13 protein-coding genes are annotated in these 17,123 nt (G+C 71.1%); 7 read left to right on the plus strand and 6 right to left on the minus strand.

Annotated features, from left to right (window positions below; genetic code table 11):
• Window positions 1–20 precede the first annotated feature (20 nt).
• The 3 genes from ACFZBD_RS18885 to ACFZBD_RS18895 form a co-directional block, all read right to left on the minus strand.
• Entirely contained in the window at window positions 21–854 is an 834-nt protein-coding gene (locus tag ACFZBD_RS18885; protein WP_391140714.1) for an ABC transporter permease, read from the minus strand.
• Window positions 855–948: 94 nt separating this feature from the next.
• On the minus strand, window positions 949–1,920 hold the full coding sequence (locus tag ACFZBD_RS18890) for an ATP-binding cassette domain-containing protein (RefSeq protein WP_391141203.1): 972 nt from the start codon (window positions 1,918–1,920) through the stop codon (window positions 949–951).
• Window positions 1,921–1,957: 37 nt separating this feature from the next.
• Window positions 1,958–3,241, minus strand: a complete 1,284-nt coding sequence (locus ACFZBD_RS18895; protein ID WP_391140715.1) for an NYN domain-containing protein — start codon at window positions 3,239–3,241, stop codon at window positions 1,958–1,960.
• A gap of 225 nt (window positions 3,242–3,466) precedes the next feature.
• Here ACFZBD_RS18895 and ACFZBD_RS18900 point away from each other — a divergent pair, with 225 nt between their 5' ends.
• Entirely contained in the window at window positions 3,467–3,637 is a 171-nt protein-coding gene (locus ACFZBD_RS18900; protein WP_391140716.1) for a hypothetical protein, read from the plus strand.
• Window positions 3,638–3,709: 72 nt separating this feature from the next.
• Here the strand turns inward: ACFZBD_RS18900 and dnaE are convergent, their stop codons facing one another.
• A complete protein-coding gene (dnaE, locus tag ACFZBD_RS18905; protein ID WP_391140717.1) occupies window positions 3,710–7,249 on the minus strand; it encodes a DNA polymerase III subunit alpha in 3,540 nt (1,179 codons plus the stop codon).
• A gap of 235 nt (window positions 7,250–7,484) precedes the next feature.
• Here dnaE and ACFZBD_RS18910 point away from each other — a divergent pair, with 235 nt between their 5' ends.
• From ACFZBD_RS18910 to ACFZBD_RS18930, 5 genes are all read left to right on the plus strand, one after another.
• On the plus strand, window positions 7,485–8,810 hold the full coding sequence (locus ACFZBD_RS18910) for a DUF2252 family protein (protein ID WP_391140718.1): 1,326 nt from the start codon (window positions 7,485–7,487) through the stop codon (window positions 8,808–8,810).
• Between the two features lie 61 nt (window positions 8,811–8,871).
• Window positions 8,872–9,558: a hypothetical protein gene (locus tag ACFZBD_RS18915; RefSeq protein ID WP_391140719.1), complete on the plus strand. Its 687-nt coding sequence runs from the start codon at window positions 8,872–8,874 to the stop codon at window positions 9,556–9,558.
• A 46-nt stretch (window positions 9,559–9,604) separates the two neighbouring features.
• Window positions 9,605–10,420 carry a thioredoxin domain-containing protein gene (locus ACFZBD_RS18920; RefSeq protein ID WP_391140720.1) on the plus strand — a complete coding sequence of 272 codons (816 nt, stop codon included), beginning with the start codon at window positions 9,605–9,607 and terminating at the stop codon, window positions 10,418–10,420.
• A gap of 144 nt (window positions 10,421–10,564) precedes the next feature.
• Complete coding sequence (locus tag ACFZBD_RS18925) at window positions 10,565–12,211, plus strand: alkaline phosphatase D family protein (protein WP_391140721.1); 1,647 nt, start codon at window positions 10,565–10,567, stop codon at window positions 12,209–12,211.
• A 328-nt stretch (window positions 12,212–12,539) separates the two neighbouring features.
• The gene (locus tag ACFZBD_RS18930) at window positions 12,540–13,505 is read left to right on the plus strand and encodes a M43 family zinc metalloprotease (protein ID WP_391140722.1); all 966 of its coding nucleotides are present in this window, start codon (window positions 12,540–12,542) and stop codon (window positions 13,503–13,505) included.
• 88 nt (window positions 13,506–13,593) lie between these two features.
• Here the strand turns inward: ACFZBD_RS18930 and ACFZBD_RS18935 are convergent, their stop codons facing one another.
• Window positions 13,594–14,181 (minus strand): dienelactone hydrolase family protein, encoded by a 588-nt coding sequence (locus ACFZBD_RS18935; protein WP_391140723.1) that lies wholly within the window; start codon window positions 14,179–14,181, stop codon window positions 13,594–13,596.
• A 69-nt stretch (window positions 14,182–14,250) separates the two neighbouring features.
• Between ACFZBD_RS18935 and ACFZBD_RS18940 the strand changes: the two genes are divergently transcribed.
• Window positions 14,251–15,396: a mechanosensitive ion channel domain-containing protein gene (locus ACFZBD_RS18940; protein WP_391141204.1), complete on the plus strand. Its 1,146-nt coding sequence runs from the start codon at window positions 14,251–14,253 to the stop codon at window positions 15,394–15,396.
• A gap of 116 nt (window positions 15,397–15,512) precedes the next feature.
• Here ACFZBD_RS18940 and ACFZBD_RS18945 read toward each other — a convergent pair whose 3' ends face one another.
• Window positions 15,513–17,099 (minus strand): Na+/H+ antiporter, encoded by a 1,587-nt coding sequence (locus ACFZBD_RS18945; protein ID WP_391140724.1) that lies wholly within the window; start codon window positions 17,097–17,099, stop codon window positions 15,513–15,515.
• Window positions 17,100–17,123 lie beyond the last annotated feature (24 nt).

The raw sequence follows: 17,123 nt of genomic DNA on the forward strand, positions 1-17,123 counted from the left end.
AGGTGCCCGCGCGCCCCGCCTCAGCGGACCGCCGCCCGCCGGTACGCCCATGTCGCCACCGCCAGCGACGCCACGCCCACCGCCCCGCACACCGCGAGGTCCAGCCCGACGGCCGCCCAGTCCGGGTGCGGGCCGAAGGTCCGGGCCAGCGCCTCCACCCCGTACGTCGAGGGCAGCAGGTCCCGGGCCCAGCCGATCGGCTCCGGCAGCCGGTCGGCCGGGAGCACGCCGAGCAGTAGCGCCGCCGACATGCCCAGCTGTCCGAGGAGCGTCGCCAGTTCCTGGCGTGGCGCGAGCAGTCCGAGCGCCGCCCCGAGCCCGGCGAGCGCCGCCCCGGCCAGCGGCACGACGGCCGCCAGGATCCACAGGTGCGCGAGCGGCAGCCCGAACAGCACGGAGCCGATGACGGCGGTCACCACCGTCCCGGGCACGGTGAAGGAGGCGTACGCGCCCGCCGCGCCGAGGACCACGGCGGCCGGCGGCACCGGCAACGTGGCGTAGTGGTCGAGCCCGCCGCCGGCCCGCAGCTGGCCGAAGTACTGGGCGAGCAGGTTCAGCGCGACGAAGGCGACGACGAGGACGGACGAACCGGCCACCACCGCCCGCGCCTCCTCCCCGCCGTCGACGACCCCCCGCATCAGGACCATGATCCCGACGGACTGGAAGGTCGCCACGAAGAGCAGCGGGATACGGGAGACCCGGGCGCGCGAGAGCTGCGCGCGGTACACGGCCGCGAGGGCCGGCAGCAGCCGGGCGCGCGGCGCGAGCGGCGCGGCGCCTTCGCCCTCGCCGCCGTCACGGCTCCGGGCCGCCGGCGCACCGGTCGACAGGACCTCGGCGGGCACGATGCTCACTGCGTACTGCTCCTGACCGTCCGGTTCCACGACATCTCGTACGACTCCGCGCACCACCTCGGGTACGACCGCGCGGCCGGCCGCGCGTACGGGTTCACGCCTTCACCAGCCCCTTGGTCTCGCCGCCCAGCGCCAGATAGACGTCCTCCAGGCTCGGCGTCGCCAGCGTGAAGTCGTCCAGCGCCGCGAAGGCCGCCCCGCCGGTGACGGCGGCGACCGCCGCCCGGGCCTCGTCCGGTGCGAGCCGCAGGGTCCAGCGCCTGCCGGACTCCTGCGCGGAGGTCCGCAGCGCGGCCACCTCGGGGACGTCCAGCGGGGCGCGCTCGCGCCAGACCAGATCGACCCGCACCTCGCCCGCGACGCGCTCCTTGAGCCCGGCCGGGGTGTCGCAGGCGATGACCCGGCCGCGTTCGAGGACGGCGACCCGGTCCAGGACGGTCTCGGCCTCGATGACGTTGTGGGTGACGAGCAGCACCGTCGTGCCGTGTTCGGCGCGGCGCCGGTCGACGGCGGCCCAGACGGCCCGGCGGGCGACCGGGTCCATGCCGGTGGTCGGCTCGTCGAGGACGAGGACCGGCCGCTGCCCGATCAGGGCGGCGGCGACGCAGGCGAGCCGCCGCTGCCCGCCGGAGAGCTTCTTCAGGGGCCGCCCGGCCAGCTCGCCGAGGCCGAGCTCCTCCAGGACGGCGTCGCGGGCGGCGCGCGCGTCCCGGGCGGTCAGTCCGCGCAGCCGGCCGGTGGTCTCGGCGGCGAGGGCGACCGTCAGCTCGTCGAGCGCGGTGGACTCCTGGCCGAGATAGGCGAGCAGCCGCGCGGCGCGTTCCGGGTGGCGGACGAGGTCGTGGCCGAGCAGCTCGACCGAACCGGAGTCGGGGCGCATCAGACCGGTCAGCTGGCGGACGAGGGTGGACTTGCCGGCGCCGTTGGGTCCGAGCAGGCCGAAGATCTCGCCGCCGCCCACATCCAGGCTGATGCCGTCGGTGGCGCGCACCTCGGGCGTCGCGGGGGTCCCCCGCCTGCCGCGCGCGGCGGGGTACGTCTTGACCAGATCCCGCACCACGCACACCGTACTCACGAGGGATGAGCCTACGGGGTCCGCGGCCCTACTCCCCCGCGGGGGCGTGTTCCGCGGCGGCCCGGACGTCGATCTCGCGCCAGAACCCGGCCCGGATGGCATAGCGGTCGTGCTCGTCGATCTGGTCGTCCTTGTGGGCGAGGAGGCCGAACCGTGCCGCGTACCGGAGGAGTTCGCCGTCGATGCGGTGCGGGATGCGCGGATACATCGTGGAGAGCCGCTGGACGTGGCTCTGCTCGGGGAGCCGTTCCATCCAGCGGCGGGCGAAGACCTGCCCCACCTCGAACGGGTCGCCGCCGACGGTGGTGATGTCCTCCTCGCGGTCGGCCCAGCGCTGCTCGGCGCTGGTGAGCTGGGCGAGGGTGGGCAGCGAGGCGGTCTCGGCCGGTTCGCCGAGGGGGCCGCCGGGGCGCTCGATCCACCCCTTGTCGGAGGACCAGCGCAGGGTGGCGTTGGCCGGGTGGACGTGGGCGTGGTGCGCGTGGGGGTGGGCGGGGGTCCCAGGTCCTCGCAGTCCGGCGAGGTCCTTGGGCGTGGGGACGCCGGCCTTGCCGGTGGCGGGGGCGGGGACGCCGGGCGCCGATCCGTTCGAGGAGGGGGCGGCGGGCGCGGGGGCGGGCGTTCCGTTCTGTCCGCGGGAGGCCTCGGCGGCCTCGGCGGCCCGTTCGGCGGAGGCGGCGAGCGCCGACTCGGGCAGCGGGGCGGAGAGGATGGCGGCGATCTCGGGGCGCGGGACCGGTGGGGGCGCGCAGATACCGGTGAGGTCCTTGGCGCGGACGGCGCGGGTGATCCAGGCGCGGTCGAGGACCCGGCGTTCGTCGGCTTCGGCGACGAGGTCCTCGGACTGGTTGTAGTCGCCGTCGGCGGCCTGGACGGCCCAGAGGTGCACGGCGACGCCGTGCTCCTTGGCGGACATGAGGCCGGGCAGGAGGTCGCCGTCGCCGGTGACCAGGACCACGTCGGAGCAGGCGCGGTTTCTGGCCAGTTCGGTGAGCTCGGCGTGCATGGCCGCGTCGACGCCCTTCTGGGCCCAGCGGCCGTCGCTGCGGGTCAGGGCGCCCAGCCGGACGGTCACCCGGGGCATCACGCGCAGCCGGCGGTGCTCGGGCTGGGGGACGCGGTCGGGTGCGCCGTCGAACCAGTAGATGCGGAGCAGGGGCTGTTCGGTGTCGGCCTCGGCCCGGTCCCGCAGGCCCTGGATCAGGGCGGCGTGGTCGACGGTGATCCGGGAGCGGGCCGGTTCCCCGGCGAGAAGGCTCGCGGCGGCGCCCAGCAGATAGCCGGCGTCCACCAGAACGACGCAGCGGTCCACGTGTTCCACCCTCTTTCGGGAACCTCGGGATCGGAAGTTGCTTCGGATTTCCTTCGAGTCTGCCCGACGGCCGGGAGGTTGACGGCCGGAACTGGATCATCGGCGTGGCGGATCCGGCCCGCCGGGTGCCCTCACCGTCCGTAATGATCCAAAGTGCGGCGGTTCGTGCCGTATGTGAGTCTGGCAGCGGTCCTGGCCCCGAGATTCCCCCGAGGAGGCATCACCATGGCCAAGAACAAGAACCAGAACCGTTCGCAGAAGCAGTCGCCGGCCGAGCGCGGCACCCAGCAGGCGCAGCAGTCGGCGATGGAGTCGCAGGCCGAGCAGCGCGCCGCCCAGGTCACGCCGGGCGACATGGCCCGCAAGGGCCGGCAGAAGCGCTTCGGCCACAACTGATCTTCCGCGCCGGTACGCGGCAAGGGGCGCGCCCGTGACGACGGGCGCGCCCCTTCCGCGTGGCCGCGGGCCTTATCCGGCCAGGCAGGACGGGCCGAGCAGCACCTTCAGGTCGCCGAAGAGCGCGGGGTCGGGCTGGACCCGGTGCCGGTCGAGCCGGAGCACGGTGGTCTTCCGCGGGCCCTGGAGCTTGATCCGCACCTCGGTGTTGCCCTTGTGGTGGCCGAGGATCTCGCCGAGCCTGCTGATCATGGGCGGGGTGACCTTCACCGTGGGGATGGTGAGGATGACGGGGGCGTTGGTCCCGGCGTTCGACAGGTCGGGGACCATCAGCTCCATGGCGACGAGCCGCGGGATGTCCTCGCGCTTGTCGAGGCGGCCCTTGACGAAGACGACGGTGTCCTCGACGAGCTGGGTGGAGACCAGCTGGTAGGTGGCCGGGAAGAACATGCACTCGATGGAGCCGGCCAGGTCCTCGACGGTGGCGATGGCCCAGGCGTTGCCCTGCTTGGTCATCTTGCGCTGGAGGCCGGAGATGATGCCGCCGATGGTGACGACCGCGCCGTCGCCGTGCTCGCCGCCGGTCAGCTGGGAGATCCCGGCGTCCGTCTTGTCGGAGAGGACGTGCTCCAGGCCGAAGAGCGGGTGGTCGGAGACGTAGAGGCCGAGCATCTCGCGCTCCTGGGCGAGGAGGTAGGACTTCTCCCACTCGACGTCGGAGAACTCGACGTCGAGGCCGAAGCCGGGCTCGTCACCGGCGTCGTCGCCCATGCCGCCGAAGAGGTCGAACTGTCCCTCGGCCTCCTTGCGCTTGACCGCGACCACGTTGTCGATCATCGGCTCGTGGTGGGCGACCAGGCCCTTGCGGGTGTGGCCCATCTCGTCGAAGGCGCCGGCCTTGATCAGCGACTCGATGGTCCGCTTGTTGCAGACGACCGCCTCGACCTTGTCGAGGAAGTCGGGGAACGTGGAGTACTTCCCCTTGGCCTTGCGCGACTTGATGATCGACTCGACGACGTTGGTGCCGACGTTGCGGACGGCGGAGAGACCGAAGAGGATCACGTCGTCGCCCTGGGCGGCGAAGTTCGACTCGGACTCGTTGACGTTCGGCGGCAGCACCTTGATGCCCATGCGGCGGCACTCGTTCAGATAGACCGCGGACTTGTCCTTGTCGTCCTTGACCGAGGTCAGCAGACCGGCCATGTACTCGGCCGGGTAGTTGGCCTTGAGGTACGCCGTCCAGTAGGAGACCAGGCCGTACGCGGCGGAGTGCGCCTTGTTGAAGGCGTAGCCGGCGAAGGGGACCAGGACGTCCCACAGGGCCTGGATGGCCTCGTCGCTGTAGCCCTTCTCCCGGGCGCCCTTCTGGAAGAGGACGAAGTTCTTCGCCAGCTCCTCGGGCTTCTTCTTGCCCATCACGCGGCGGAGGATGTCGGCCTCGCCGAGGGAGTACCCGGCGATGATCTGGGCGGCCTTCTGCACCTGCTCCTGGTAGACGATCAGGCCGTAGGTGACCGCGAGCACCTCTTCGAGCGGCTTCTCCAGCTCGGGGTGGATCGGGGTGATCTCCTGCTGCTTGTTCTTGCGCAGGGCGTAGTTCGTGTGCGAGTTCATGCCCATCGGGCCCGGCCGGTACAGGGCGGACACGGCGGAGATGTCTTCGAAGTTGTCGGGCTTCATCAGCCGCAGCAGCGAGCGCATGGGGCCGCCGTCGAACTGGAAGACGCCGAGGGTGTCACCGCGCTGGAGCAGTTCGAAGGTCTTCGGGTCGTCCAGCGGCAGGGCGAGGAGGTCGAGGTCGAGCCCCTTGTTGGCCTTCACCATCTTGACGGCGTCGTCCATGATGGTCAGGTTCCGCAGGCCCAGGAAGTCCATCTTCAGCAGGCCGAGCGACTCGCACTGGGGGTAGTCCCACTGCGTGATGGTGACGCCGTCGGTGTGCCGCACCCAGATCGGGGCGTGGTCGACGATCGGCTCGCTGGACATGATCACGCCGGCCGCGTGCACACCCATCTGCCGGACGAGGCCCTCCACGCCCTTGGCGGTGTCGATGACCTTCTTCACGTCGGGCTCGTTCTCGTACATCGCCCGGATCTCGCCCGCCTCGCTGTAGCGCGGGTGCGAGGGGTCGGTGATGCCGTTGAGGTCGATGCCCTTGCCGAGGACGTCGGCGGGCATCGCCTTGGTGAGCCGGTCGCCCATGGCGTACGGATAGCCGAGGACACGGGCCGAGTCCTTGATGGCGTTCTTCGCCTTGATCTTGCCGTACGTGCCGATCATGGCGACCTTGTCGGAGCCGTACTTCTCCGTCACGTACCGGATCACCTCGACGCGCCGACGCTCGTCGAAGTCGATGTCGACATCGGGCATCGAGACGCGCTCGGGGTTGAGGAAGCGCTCGAAGATCAGTCCGTGCGGAATCGGGTCGAGGTCGGTGATGCCCATGGCGTACGCGACGATCGAGCCGGCCGCGGAGCCACGGCCGGGGCCGACGGCGATGCCCTGCTTCTTCGCCCACATGATGAAGTCGGCGACGACGAGGAAGTAGCCGGGGAAGCCCATCGAGATGATGGTGTCCATCTCGTACTCGACCTGCTTCATGCGGTCGTCCGGGATGCCGTCCGGGAAGCGGCGGTGCATGCCGCGCATGGTCTCCTCGCGGAACCAGGAGACCTCGGTGTAGCCCTCGGGGATGTCGAACTTCGGCATGAGGTTCTTCTCGACGAACATGCCGTCGGTGGAGACCTGCTCGGCGACGAGGAGGGTGTTGCGGCAGCCCTCCTGCCAGGCGTCCGAGGAGTCGACGGCGTACATCTCGTCCGTGGACTTGAGGTAATAGCCGGTGCCGTCGAACTTGAAGCGGTCCGGGTCGGAGAGGTTCTTGCCGGTCTGGATGCACAGCAGCGCGTCGTGGGCGGTGGCCTCGTGCGCGTAGGTGTAGTGCGAGTCGTTGGTGACCAGCGGCGGGATGCCGAGCTTCTTGCCGATCTCCAGGAGCCCGTCGCGGACCCGGCGCTCGATCTCGATGCCGTGATCCATCAGCTCCAGGAAGTACCGCTCCTTGCCGAAGATGTCCTGGTACTCGGAGGCCGATTTCAGGGCCTCGTCGAACTGGCCGAGGCGCAGCCGGGTCTGCAGCTCGCCGGAGGGGCAGCCGGTGGAGGCGATGAGGCCCTCGGACCACTGGGAGATGGTCTCCTTGTCCATCCGGGGCCACTTCTGGAGCCAGCCCTCCGCATAGGCGTCGGAGGAGAGCTTGAAGAGGTTGTGCAGTCCGGTGGCGTTCGCCGCCCAGATCGTCTTGTGGGTGTAGCCGCCGGAGCCGGAGACGTCGTCCCGCTTCTGGTGCGGCTGGCCCCACAGGACCTTCCGCTTGTTCCGCCGGGACTCGGGGGCGACGTACGCCTCGATGCCGATGATCGGCGTCACGCCGGCCTTCTTCGCGGTGTGGAAGAAGTCGTAGGCCCCGTGGAGGTTGCCGTGGTCCGACATGGCGATATGGGTCATGCCCATCTCGTTGCACGCGTCGAACATGTCCTTGAGCCGCGCGGCACCGTCCAGCAGGGAGTACTGGGTGTGGACGTGGAGGTGCGTGAAGGGCGGCTTGGTCACGGTGGGGAGCCTCCGGGCTGCGGTCTTTCAGGGGGCGCGACCCCCGGACCCCCGCTTTGGGGGAACAGCGTGGAAGTCTACTTCTCCGGACTGACATCGGCGGGATACCGCGGGGGCCGAGCCGCTCGCCGAGGGGTGGCGGGCGGGCGGGCACTCGGGGGTACCGTCGCGCGTTGAGAGACAGGGAACACCTGTCCCGTTTGTCCGAACAGTCTTGCACCAGGAGGCACCCTCGATGTCGGTCCCCCAGCTCACCGAAGCCCAGCGCGGTGAGCAGATCCTCGCCGTCTTCGACACCGCCTTCGGTGAGCTCCTCGCCGCCGACCCGGCCGCCTTCCGGGTCAAGTTCCGGAAGATGGCCGGCTCCGCCTTCGCGTTCTACCGCGGCACCGCGAGCCTGTTCTACGCCGACCTGGAGGAGGAGCGGCACGGCGGTCCGTACGTGGACGAGCGGACCGGCCGGGTGTGGATCCACGGCGATCTGCACGCGGAGAACTTCGGCACGTACATGGACGCCACGGGCCGGCTGATCTTCAACGTCAACGACTTCGACGAGGCGTACGTCGGCCCCTTCACCTGGGACCTCAAGCGGCTCTCCGCCTCGCTTGCGCTGATCGGCTACGCCAAGGCGCTCAGCGACGAGCAGATCACCGAGCTGGTGCGGATCTACGCCGCCGCCTACCGGGAGCGGATCCGCGCCCTGGCGACCGGCGCCATGGACGACGAGGTGCCGCCGTTCACCCTCGACACGGCCGAGGGGGCGCTCCTGGACGTCCTGCGGGACGCCCGCGGCATGACCAGGTTCGGGCTGCTGGACTCGATGACCGAGATCCGCGACTTCGAGCGCCGCTTCTCCTCGGGGGCGGGCGCCGTCGAGCTGGACGCCGCCTCCCGCTACAAGGTCCTGGCCGCCTTCGACGGCTATCTGGAGACCCTGCCGGAGTCGAGCCTGGCGCGGCCCGACTCGTACCGGGTCAAGGACGTGGTGGGGCGGCGCGGGATCGGGATCGGCTCGGCCGGTCTCCCCTCGTACAACATCCTGCTGGAGGGCAACAGCGACGCGCTCGAGAACGACGTCGTGATCTATATGAAGCAGGCGCAGACACCGGCGGTTTCGCGCCATGTCACGGACGCGGCGGTCCGGGAGTACTTCCAGCACGAGGGGCACCGCACGGTGATCTCGCAGCGGGCGCTGCAGGCGCACGCCGACCCGTGGCTGGGCTGGACGGAGCTGGACGGTTCGGGGCAGCTGGTCGCGGAGGTCTCGCCGTACGCGGTGGACCTGGACTGGTCGGACATCGACGACCTGGAGGAGATCGCGGCGACCGTCGCCGACCTCGGCCGGGCGACGGCGACGATGCACGCGGCGGCGGACGACTCCAGCGGCCACTCGCTGGTGCCGTTCTCCACGGAGCGGGCCATCGACGCGGCGATCGCGGCCGACGAGGACGGCTTCGCGGAGCTGCTGGTGGACTTCGCCCACGGGTACGGCGCACGCGCGCGTGCCGACCACCAGATCTTCGTCGACCTCTTCCGCAACGGCCGGATCCCGGGCCTCTGAGCCCTTTCACAGGGAGCCCTTAGGAGGCTCTTACGGAAGGGCATGGCACACTCTCCAGGCTATGGACATATCAGGGACGCGGCTCAGGGGGCTGCGGGCGGCGCTCTTCACGGCACTGGTCGTGACGCTGTCCGCCGGCTCGCACGTGCTGCTGTCCCGGGTCCCGCTGCCGCTGCTGACCGTCGGTCTGCTCGCGGCCGGCGTCTTCGCCGTGGCGTACGCGCTGGCGGGCCGCGAGCGCGGCTTCGGGCCGATCGCCGGGCTGCTGGTCCCGCTGGAGCTGGCGGCCGACACGGTCTTCACCGCGGGCCAGACGCTCTGTTACGGCCCCGCCGGCGGGCCGGTCGCCGGTTCGCTGCGGGCGGTGGGCGTGGACGTGCTCTGCGGCGGCGCCGTGGGCACCCCGCTGCCGGGGGTGGCTGCCCCCGAGAGCGGGAGCCTGGCCGCCGTGCTGCACTCGCCGCACCCCGCGCTGCCGTGGCTGCTGCTCGTCGCGCACGTGTCGGTGGGTCTGTTCGCGGCCGCCTGGCTGCGGCACGGCGAGCGGGCGCTGGCCGGGATCGTCCGGGCGGTGGCGGCCTTCGCGTTCCGGCCGCTGCTCCTGGTGGCGGCGCTGGGCGGCGCGGCCCGCCCGGCTCCGGGACCCGGCGGGGGCCGTGCGCCGGCGCCGCGCCGCTCGCGCACCCGGCTGCTCGTGCACTCCGTGGGACGGCGTGGACCGCCGTGGTCGGGCTTCGCACTCGCCTGAGCACGTCCGTCCCGTTCCTCTTTCACCTCCCACGGAGATCACGATCATGAGTTCACGCAACAGCCAGGCCAACAAGGCAGCCGCCCGCGAGCGGCTCCGCGTCGAGCGCGAGCGCCAGGCGAAGAAGGAGAAGACCCGCCGCCAGGTGGTCGTGGCTCTGACGGCGGTCGGCGTGCTGGCCGTCGCCGGCGGCGCCGGCTACATCGTCGTGCAGTCCAACAAGCCCGGCGAGTGGGAGGCGGCGGCGAAGGCCACGAACATCACCGCGCCCAAGAACACCGAGGGCACGAACGGCACGACCGTCGTCATCGGCAAGCCGGAGGCGACCAAGACGCTGGAGCTCTACGAGGACTCGCGCTGCCCGGTCTGCGCGACGTTCGAGCAGCAGGTCGGCCCGACGGTCGACAAGGACGTCACGGACGGCAAGTACAAGATCAAGTACATAGGCGCGACGTTCATCGACAACGCCGCTTCTGGCGAGGGCTCGAAGAACGCCCTGTCGGCCCTGGGGGCGGCGCTCGACGTGAGCCCCGAGGCGTTCATGAAGTTCAAGGCGGCGCTCTACTCCACGAAGTTCCACCCGGAGGAGACCCAGGACAAGTTCGCCAAGGACTCCTACCTCCTGGAGATCGCCGACTCGGTGCCGGCCCTGAAGGGCAACGCCCAGTTCAAGAAGAACGTGGAGGACGGCACCTTCGACGCCTGGGCGATGAAGATGTCGGCGGCGTTCGACGCGAGCGGGGTCACGGGCACCCCGACGCTGAAGATGGACGGCAAGACGCTGACCGTCGAGGGCGGCAAGAACCCGCCGCTGACGGTCGACGAGTTCAACGCGGCGCTGACCCCCGCGCTGAAGGGCTAGCCACGCGGAGGAGAAGCCCGTCCCCCGTTACGGCGGCTTCCGGGGCGGTCTTCTCCTCGCGTGCACGACAACCAGCCGACAGGCAGGCGAACTTTCCGGTTTTCGCCTGCCTGTTCGTCGTACCGGTCAGTAATCTGACTGCCCGTGACCAGTCGTTTCATATCCTCCGCCCCCACCCGCCGTACGGTCGTGAAAGCCGCCGCCGTCACGGCCGTCGCCGCACCGGCGCTGGTGGGCACCGCCTCCCCCGCGCTCGCGGCCTCCGAGGCCCCTGTCTTCCTCCACGGCGTCGCCTCCGGCGACCCCCTGCCCGACGGCGTCCTGCTCTGGACCCGTGTGACCCCCTCCCCCGACGCCGTCCCCGGCTCCTTCAAGGGCCCCGATGTCACGGTCGGCTGGGAGGTCGCCGAGGACCGGGCCTTCGGGCGGACCGTGGCCCGGGGCACCACCACCGCCCGGGCCGCCTCCGACCACACGGTCAAGGCGGACGTCCGGGGTCTGCGCCCGGCGACCACCTACTGGTTCCGGTTCACGGCCGGCGAGACCGTCTCCACGGTCGGCCGGACGCGCACCACCGCCCCCGCCGACGCCTCCACGGACGGGGTCCGCTTCGGCGTGGTCTCCTGCGCCAACTGGGAGTCCGGCTACTTTTCCGCGTACCGCCACCTCGCGGCCCGCGCGGACCTGGACGCGGTCCTGCACCTCGGCGACTACATCTACGAGTACGCGGCCGGCGCCTACCCGGACGCCGCCTCCTCCGTACGGCACCACGAGCCGAAGCACGAGATCGTCTCGCTGGCGGACTACCGCACCCGGCACGCGACGTACAAGACGGACCCCGACCTCCAGGCCCTGCACGCCGCCCACCCGGTGATCGCGATCTGGGACGACCACGAGGTCGCCAACGACGCCTGGGCCGGCGGCGCGGAGAACCACACGCCGGGCGCCGAGGGCGAGTGGGCGGCCCGGGTGGCCGCCGCGAAGCAGGCGTACTTCGAGTGGATGCCGGTCCGGGCCTCCACGGAGGGCACGGTCTACCGGCGCCTGCGCTTCGGCAAGCTGGCCGACCTGCACCTGCTCGACCTGCGCTCGTTCCGCTCCCAGCAGGCCTCGATCGGCAGCGGCTCGGTCGACGACCCGGAGCGCACGCTCACCGGCCGCGCCCAACTGGACTGGCTGAAGGCCGGGCTGGCGGGTTCGGACGCCACCTGGAAGCTGGTCGGCACCTCGGTGATGATCTCGCCCGTCGCCTTCGGTTCCGTTCCGGCCCATCTCCTCGGCCCGCTGGCCGAGCTGCTCGGCCTGCCGAAGGAAGGGCTCGCGGTCAACGTCGACCAGTGGGACGGCTACACGGACGACCGCAAGGAGCTGCTGGCCCATCTGACCGGGCGGTCGATCCGGAACACGGTCTTCCTGACCGGTGACATCCACATGGCGTGGGCCAACGACGTGCCGGTGAAGGCGGCGACGTACCCGCTCTCCACGTCGGCCGCGACGGAGTTCGTGGTCACCTCGGTCACCTCGGACAACATCGACGACCTGCTCCATGTGGCGCCCGGCACGGTCTCCGTGGTGGCGGCGGGGGCGATCAAGGCCGCCAACCGCCATGTCAAGTGGGTGGACATGGACCACCACGGCTACGGCGTGCTCGACGTGACCGCCGAGCGCTCGCAGATGGACTACTACACGGTCTCCGACAAGGCGCGGCCGGACGCGACGGCCTCCTGGGCACGGTCGTACCGGACGCGGAACGGAACGCAGCGTGTCGAGCGGGTGTACCAGCCGGTCTGATGAGATGACTTCATGGCTGATTTTCAGCCATGATCCCTCCTGTTAACAGAAGCTCACATCGCTACGGCGGGTGGTGCGTTCGGGTGATCGAATCCGGACACACCACCCGCCTCTGTCGTCTCTTTCGTTACGTCGCCGTCTCAAACTGCGGAAACGACGAAAGTCTTTCTTCCCGATGCCCCGATTTGCCGCACGGATGATTGGGCTTGATCAATGCTCAACAACGTCTGACAGGGACCCGTAATCTCCCCGCGGTGGCGAGGAATTGCCTCTCCACAACCCCCACGAGGAGACACCTGTGCGTGCTCTTGTGCGTATATCGCCGCGTATGTCCCGTCGCATGCTCGGCACCGCCGTGATGGCCGGAACCCTGGCCCTCGCTCCCCTCTCCGCCCCCTCGGCGGCCCCCACCCCCACCACCTCCGCCGCCTCCCTCTCCGCCGAGGACTGCGCGGACGGTACGGACGCCCTCTCCAGCGCCCGTAAGTCCCGCGGCGCCACCGCCCACGCCGCGGAGCCCAACGAGGTCTCCGCCGCCCAGGCCAAGGCCATGGACGCCGACCTGAAGAAGAGACTGGAGTCGGCCCGTTCGCAGGGCATGCGGGCGACCGCCGCCGTCGTGGACATCCCCGTCTACTTCCACGTCATCCACAGCGGCACCACGGGCAAGCTCACCGCCACCGACATCGGCAAGCAGATGTCGGTCCTGAACGCGGCCTACGGCGGCCAGGGCACCGGCAACGTGAACTCCAACTTCCGGTTCACCCTCGCCTCGACCGACTACACGGACAACGCGTCCTGGTACAACCTCGCCTCGGGCTCCACCGCCGAGCGGCAGATGAAGCAGACCCTCCGCAAGGGCGGCGCGGGCGCGCTGAACTTCTACACCGCCAAGCTCAGCGGCGGCCTGCTCGGCTGGGCGACCTTCCCGTCCTCGTACGCCTCCAGCCCGTCCATGGACGGCGTCGTCGTCCTCGATTCCTCGCTGCCGGGCGGCTCCGCCGCCAACTACAACCAGGGCGACACCGCCACCCACGAGGTCGGCCACTGGCTGGGGCTCTACCACACGTTCCAGGGCGGCTGCAACGGCGCCGGCGACTCGGTGAGCGACACCCCGGCCGAGAAGAGCCCGGCCTACGAGTGCCCGACCGGCCGCGACAGCTGCGCGTCCAAGACGGGCGCGGACCCGATCCACAACTTCATGGACTACACGTACGACGCCTGCATGTACCAGTTCACCGCGGGCCAGGTCACGCGGATGACCAACGCCTGGACGGCGTACCGCGCCGGCTGACCTCTGTGAGGGTCGGCGCGCGCCGAGGTGAGCGTGCCGAGGAGACGCGCCGACGAGGGCGCGGCGGGAGAGCCCCCCGCCGCGCCCTTCAGCCGTCCGCGAGGCCGTCGAGGAAGGCCAGGGCGACCGACCAGGTCCGCTCGGCGGCCGCCTCGTCGAAGTCCGGCAGCTCCGGATCGGTATAGAGGTGCCCGGCGCCCGGGTAGCGGTAGACCTCCACGTCCGCCCCGATCCGGCGCATCGTCAGGTACCACGACGTCAGCCAGTCGTGCGGCTCGAACGGGTCGGGGTCGGCCAGGTGGAGCTGGACGGGCAGGTCGTCGACGGCCGCGTTCGGCGCGATGTCCGAGGTGCCGTGGAGCATCAGCAGCCCGCGCGCCTTGTCGTCGCCCAGCGCGAGGGTCTGCGCGACCGATGCCCCGAAGGAGAAGCCGGCGTAGACCAGACCCCGGTCCGAGTACGGCGCCGCGGCGAGGACCGCGCGCTTCAGCAGCTCCTCCTTGCCGATCTTGTCCTTGAGCTCCGTCCCCTCCTGTACGGACTCGGCGGTTTGGCCCTCGAAGAGGTCGGGCACGCGAACCTGGTGCCCGGCGGCCCTGAGCCGCTCGGCCGCGGCCTCCACAGCGGGGCGCAGACCGTAGGCCGAATGGAAAAGCATGATGTCCATGCGTTCCATCCTGCCAGCCGGGCCCGTCGAGCCCGAGACACGTCGACGCCTCGGAAACCCACGGAGGAGAGGGAGAACCTGGTGCGCCTCTTGCTGGTCCTCGGAGGATCGGTCCTGCTCACACTGCTCGTCGTCTGGCTGGCCGACCTGCTGCTCCGCCGAGCCGACGTACGGCACCCGGACACTCCCCTGTGGGGGCTGCTCCGGCGCTGCCGGGTGCCGCTCCAGGCCGTGATGCTGACGGCCGTCCTGCGCGGCACCTACCGGGAGACCCGATGGGACCCCGTCCAGGAGCACGAGGCGGGGATCGGCCAGGTCCTGTCCCTGATCCTGATCGGCGCCGGCGCCTGGCTGGTCACCATGATCGCGTCGGCCGTCGTCGAGTCGACCTTCGCGCGGTACGCCTCCACCAGCCGCGACGCGGCCCGGGTCCGCCGGGTCCGCACCCAGGTCACCCTGATCATGCGGATCGTGACCGCGGTCGTGGCCGTCGTCGCCGTGGCGGCCATGCTGCTGACCTTCCCGGCCCTGCGCACGATCGGCACGTCGATGCTGGCCTCCGCCGGCATCATCGGCATCGTGGCGGGCATCGCCGCCCAGAGCACGCTCGGCAACCTCTTCGCCGGCTTCCAGATCGCCTTCGGCGACATGGTCCGGATCGGTGACACGGTGGTGGTGGACGGCGAGTGGGGCGTCGTGGAGGAGGTCACGCTGACCTTCCTCGCGGTGCGGACCTGGGACGAGCGCCGGATCACGATGCCCGTGTCGTACTTCACCAGCAAGCCCTTCGAGAACTGGTCCCGCGGCGGCGCCCAGATGACCGGCACGGTCTTCTTCCACCTGGACCACAGCGCCCCGGTGCCGGCCATGCGCGACAAGCTCAAGGAGATCCTGGCGGAGAGCCCGGCCTGGGACGGCCGCGACTGGAGCCTCGCCGTGACGGACACCACCCCCAGCACCATCCAGGTTCGGGCCGTGGTGACGGCGAAGGACGCGGACGACGTGTGGACCGTCCGGTGCACCGTACGGGAGCAGCTCCTCGCCTGGCTGACCGAGGAGCACCCGCACGCCCTGCCCCGGGTATCGGTGGCCGACGCCGTCCCTGCGCCGCGGAACGGACGGCGCCAGGACGCTCCGCCGCCGCGGCCCTCGGAGGTGCACAGCAACAACGCGGACGCGTACCAGAAGGGCGCCGACGAACCGGTCCGCACCGGGCGCGGCTGAGCGGCCGGCAAGGGACGGCTGAACGGCCGGCCGGGGCGGGGCACGGTCCTTCGGGAGACCGCCCCGCCCCATCGCCTGCCCTCGCCCCACGGCCACGGACCCGGCGCCCGCCCCGGTCAGCGCATGCTGCGGACGTCCAGGTGGCGCAGCACCCGGTCCACCACCTCGGGATCGGCGCCCGGCTCGCTGCGCGCCGACAGCACCTCGTGCCGGGCGGCCGACATCATCTCCCGCTGGAGGCGCTGCACCAGCTTGACCCGCTCGGCCCGCTCGGCGAAGGCCGCCCGCCGCTCCTCGTCCAGCATGTCCGGGCTGATCCGCGCGCCGATGTCGAACGCCCCGCGCAGCAGCCGCTCCTGCACCTCCTCGGGCAGCTCCTCCACGTCCTGGATCTCCCTCAGCCGGCGCTTGGCCGCCTTCGCCGCGCGCGTGGCCAGCTCGCGTTCGAGGGCCCGCTCGGCGTCCGCGTCGGCGCGCACGCCGAGCCGCTTGACCAGCCAGGGCAGGGTGAGGCCCTGGACGACGAGGGTGGCGATGATCACACAGAAGGCGATGAAGATGATCTCCTCCCGGCCGGGGAACGGCGCTCCGTCGTCCGTCCGCAGCGGGATGGCGAGCGCCAGCGCCACGGAGGCCACCCCGCGCATCCCGGACCACCACATGACGACCGTCTCGCGCCAGCTCACCGGGATCTCCTCGTCGTAGTCCCGGAAGGAGTGGAGCTTCTTCGCCAGCCAGGTGGCGGGCAGCAGCCACACCAGGCGGACGCCGACGACCACGGCGACCACGACGGCGCCCCAGCCGAGCATCTCGCCGATCCGGGCGTCGGCGGTGCCGAAGACGTGGTGGAGTTCGAGGCCGATCAGCCCGAAGGCGATCCCGGTGACGAGGGTGTCGACGATCTGCCAGAACGTCTGCCCGGCGAGCCTGCCCATCACGTCGTCGGCGTCGACGGCGTGCTCGGCGAGGAAGAGGGCGACGACGAGGACGGCCAGGACGCCGGAGCCGTGCAGCTCCTCGGCGAGGACGTAGGCGACGAAGGGCACCAGCAGGGTGAGGCCGGTCTGCAGGGTGGCCTCGCCGAGGACGCCGATGAGCCTGTTGGCGAGCCAGCCGAGGGCCAGGCCGACGGCGATGGCCACCACGGCGGAGAGGACCAGCTCGGCGCCGGCGCCCGGCCAGGAGAACGTTCCGCTGACGGCCGCGCCGATGGCGACGTGGTAGAGCACGATCGCGGTGACGTCGTTGAAGAGTCCCTCGCCCTCCAGGATGGAGACGAGGCGGCGGGGCAGCCCGAGCGAGCCGGCGACGGCGGTCGCGGCGACCGGGTCGGGCGGTGCGACGAGCGCGCCGAGGGCGACGGCGGCGGCGAGGGGCAGCGCGGGGACGAGCGCGTCGGCCACGGCGGCGACGGCGGCCGTGGTGACGAAGACCAGCGCGACGGCGAGCAGGAAGATGGGCCGCCGGTTGGCGGCGAACTGCCGCCAGGAGGTGCGCTGCACCGAGGCGTAGAGCAGCGGCGGGAGGACGAGCGGAAGGATGTAGTCGGGCGGGATCTCGACGTTCGGTACGAACGGTACGAAGGCGAGGACGATCCCGATCAGGGTCATGAGGACCGGGGCCGGCAGCCCGAGCCGCTCCCCGAGCGGCACGGTGAGCAGAGCCCCGAGCAACAACAGGAACAGCAGGGCCAATTGGTCCACGGGTGCGCCCTTCCGGCCTCGCGG

This window comes from Streptomyces sp. NPDC008121 (assembly GCF_042957155.1).
In the GTDB taxonomy this organism is placed as follows: Bacteria; Actinomycetota; Actinomycetes; order Streptomycetales; family Streptomycetaceae; genus Streptomyces.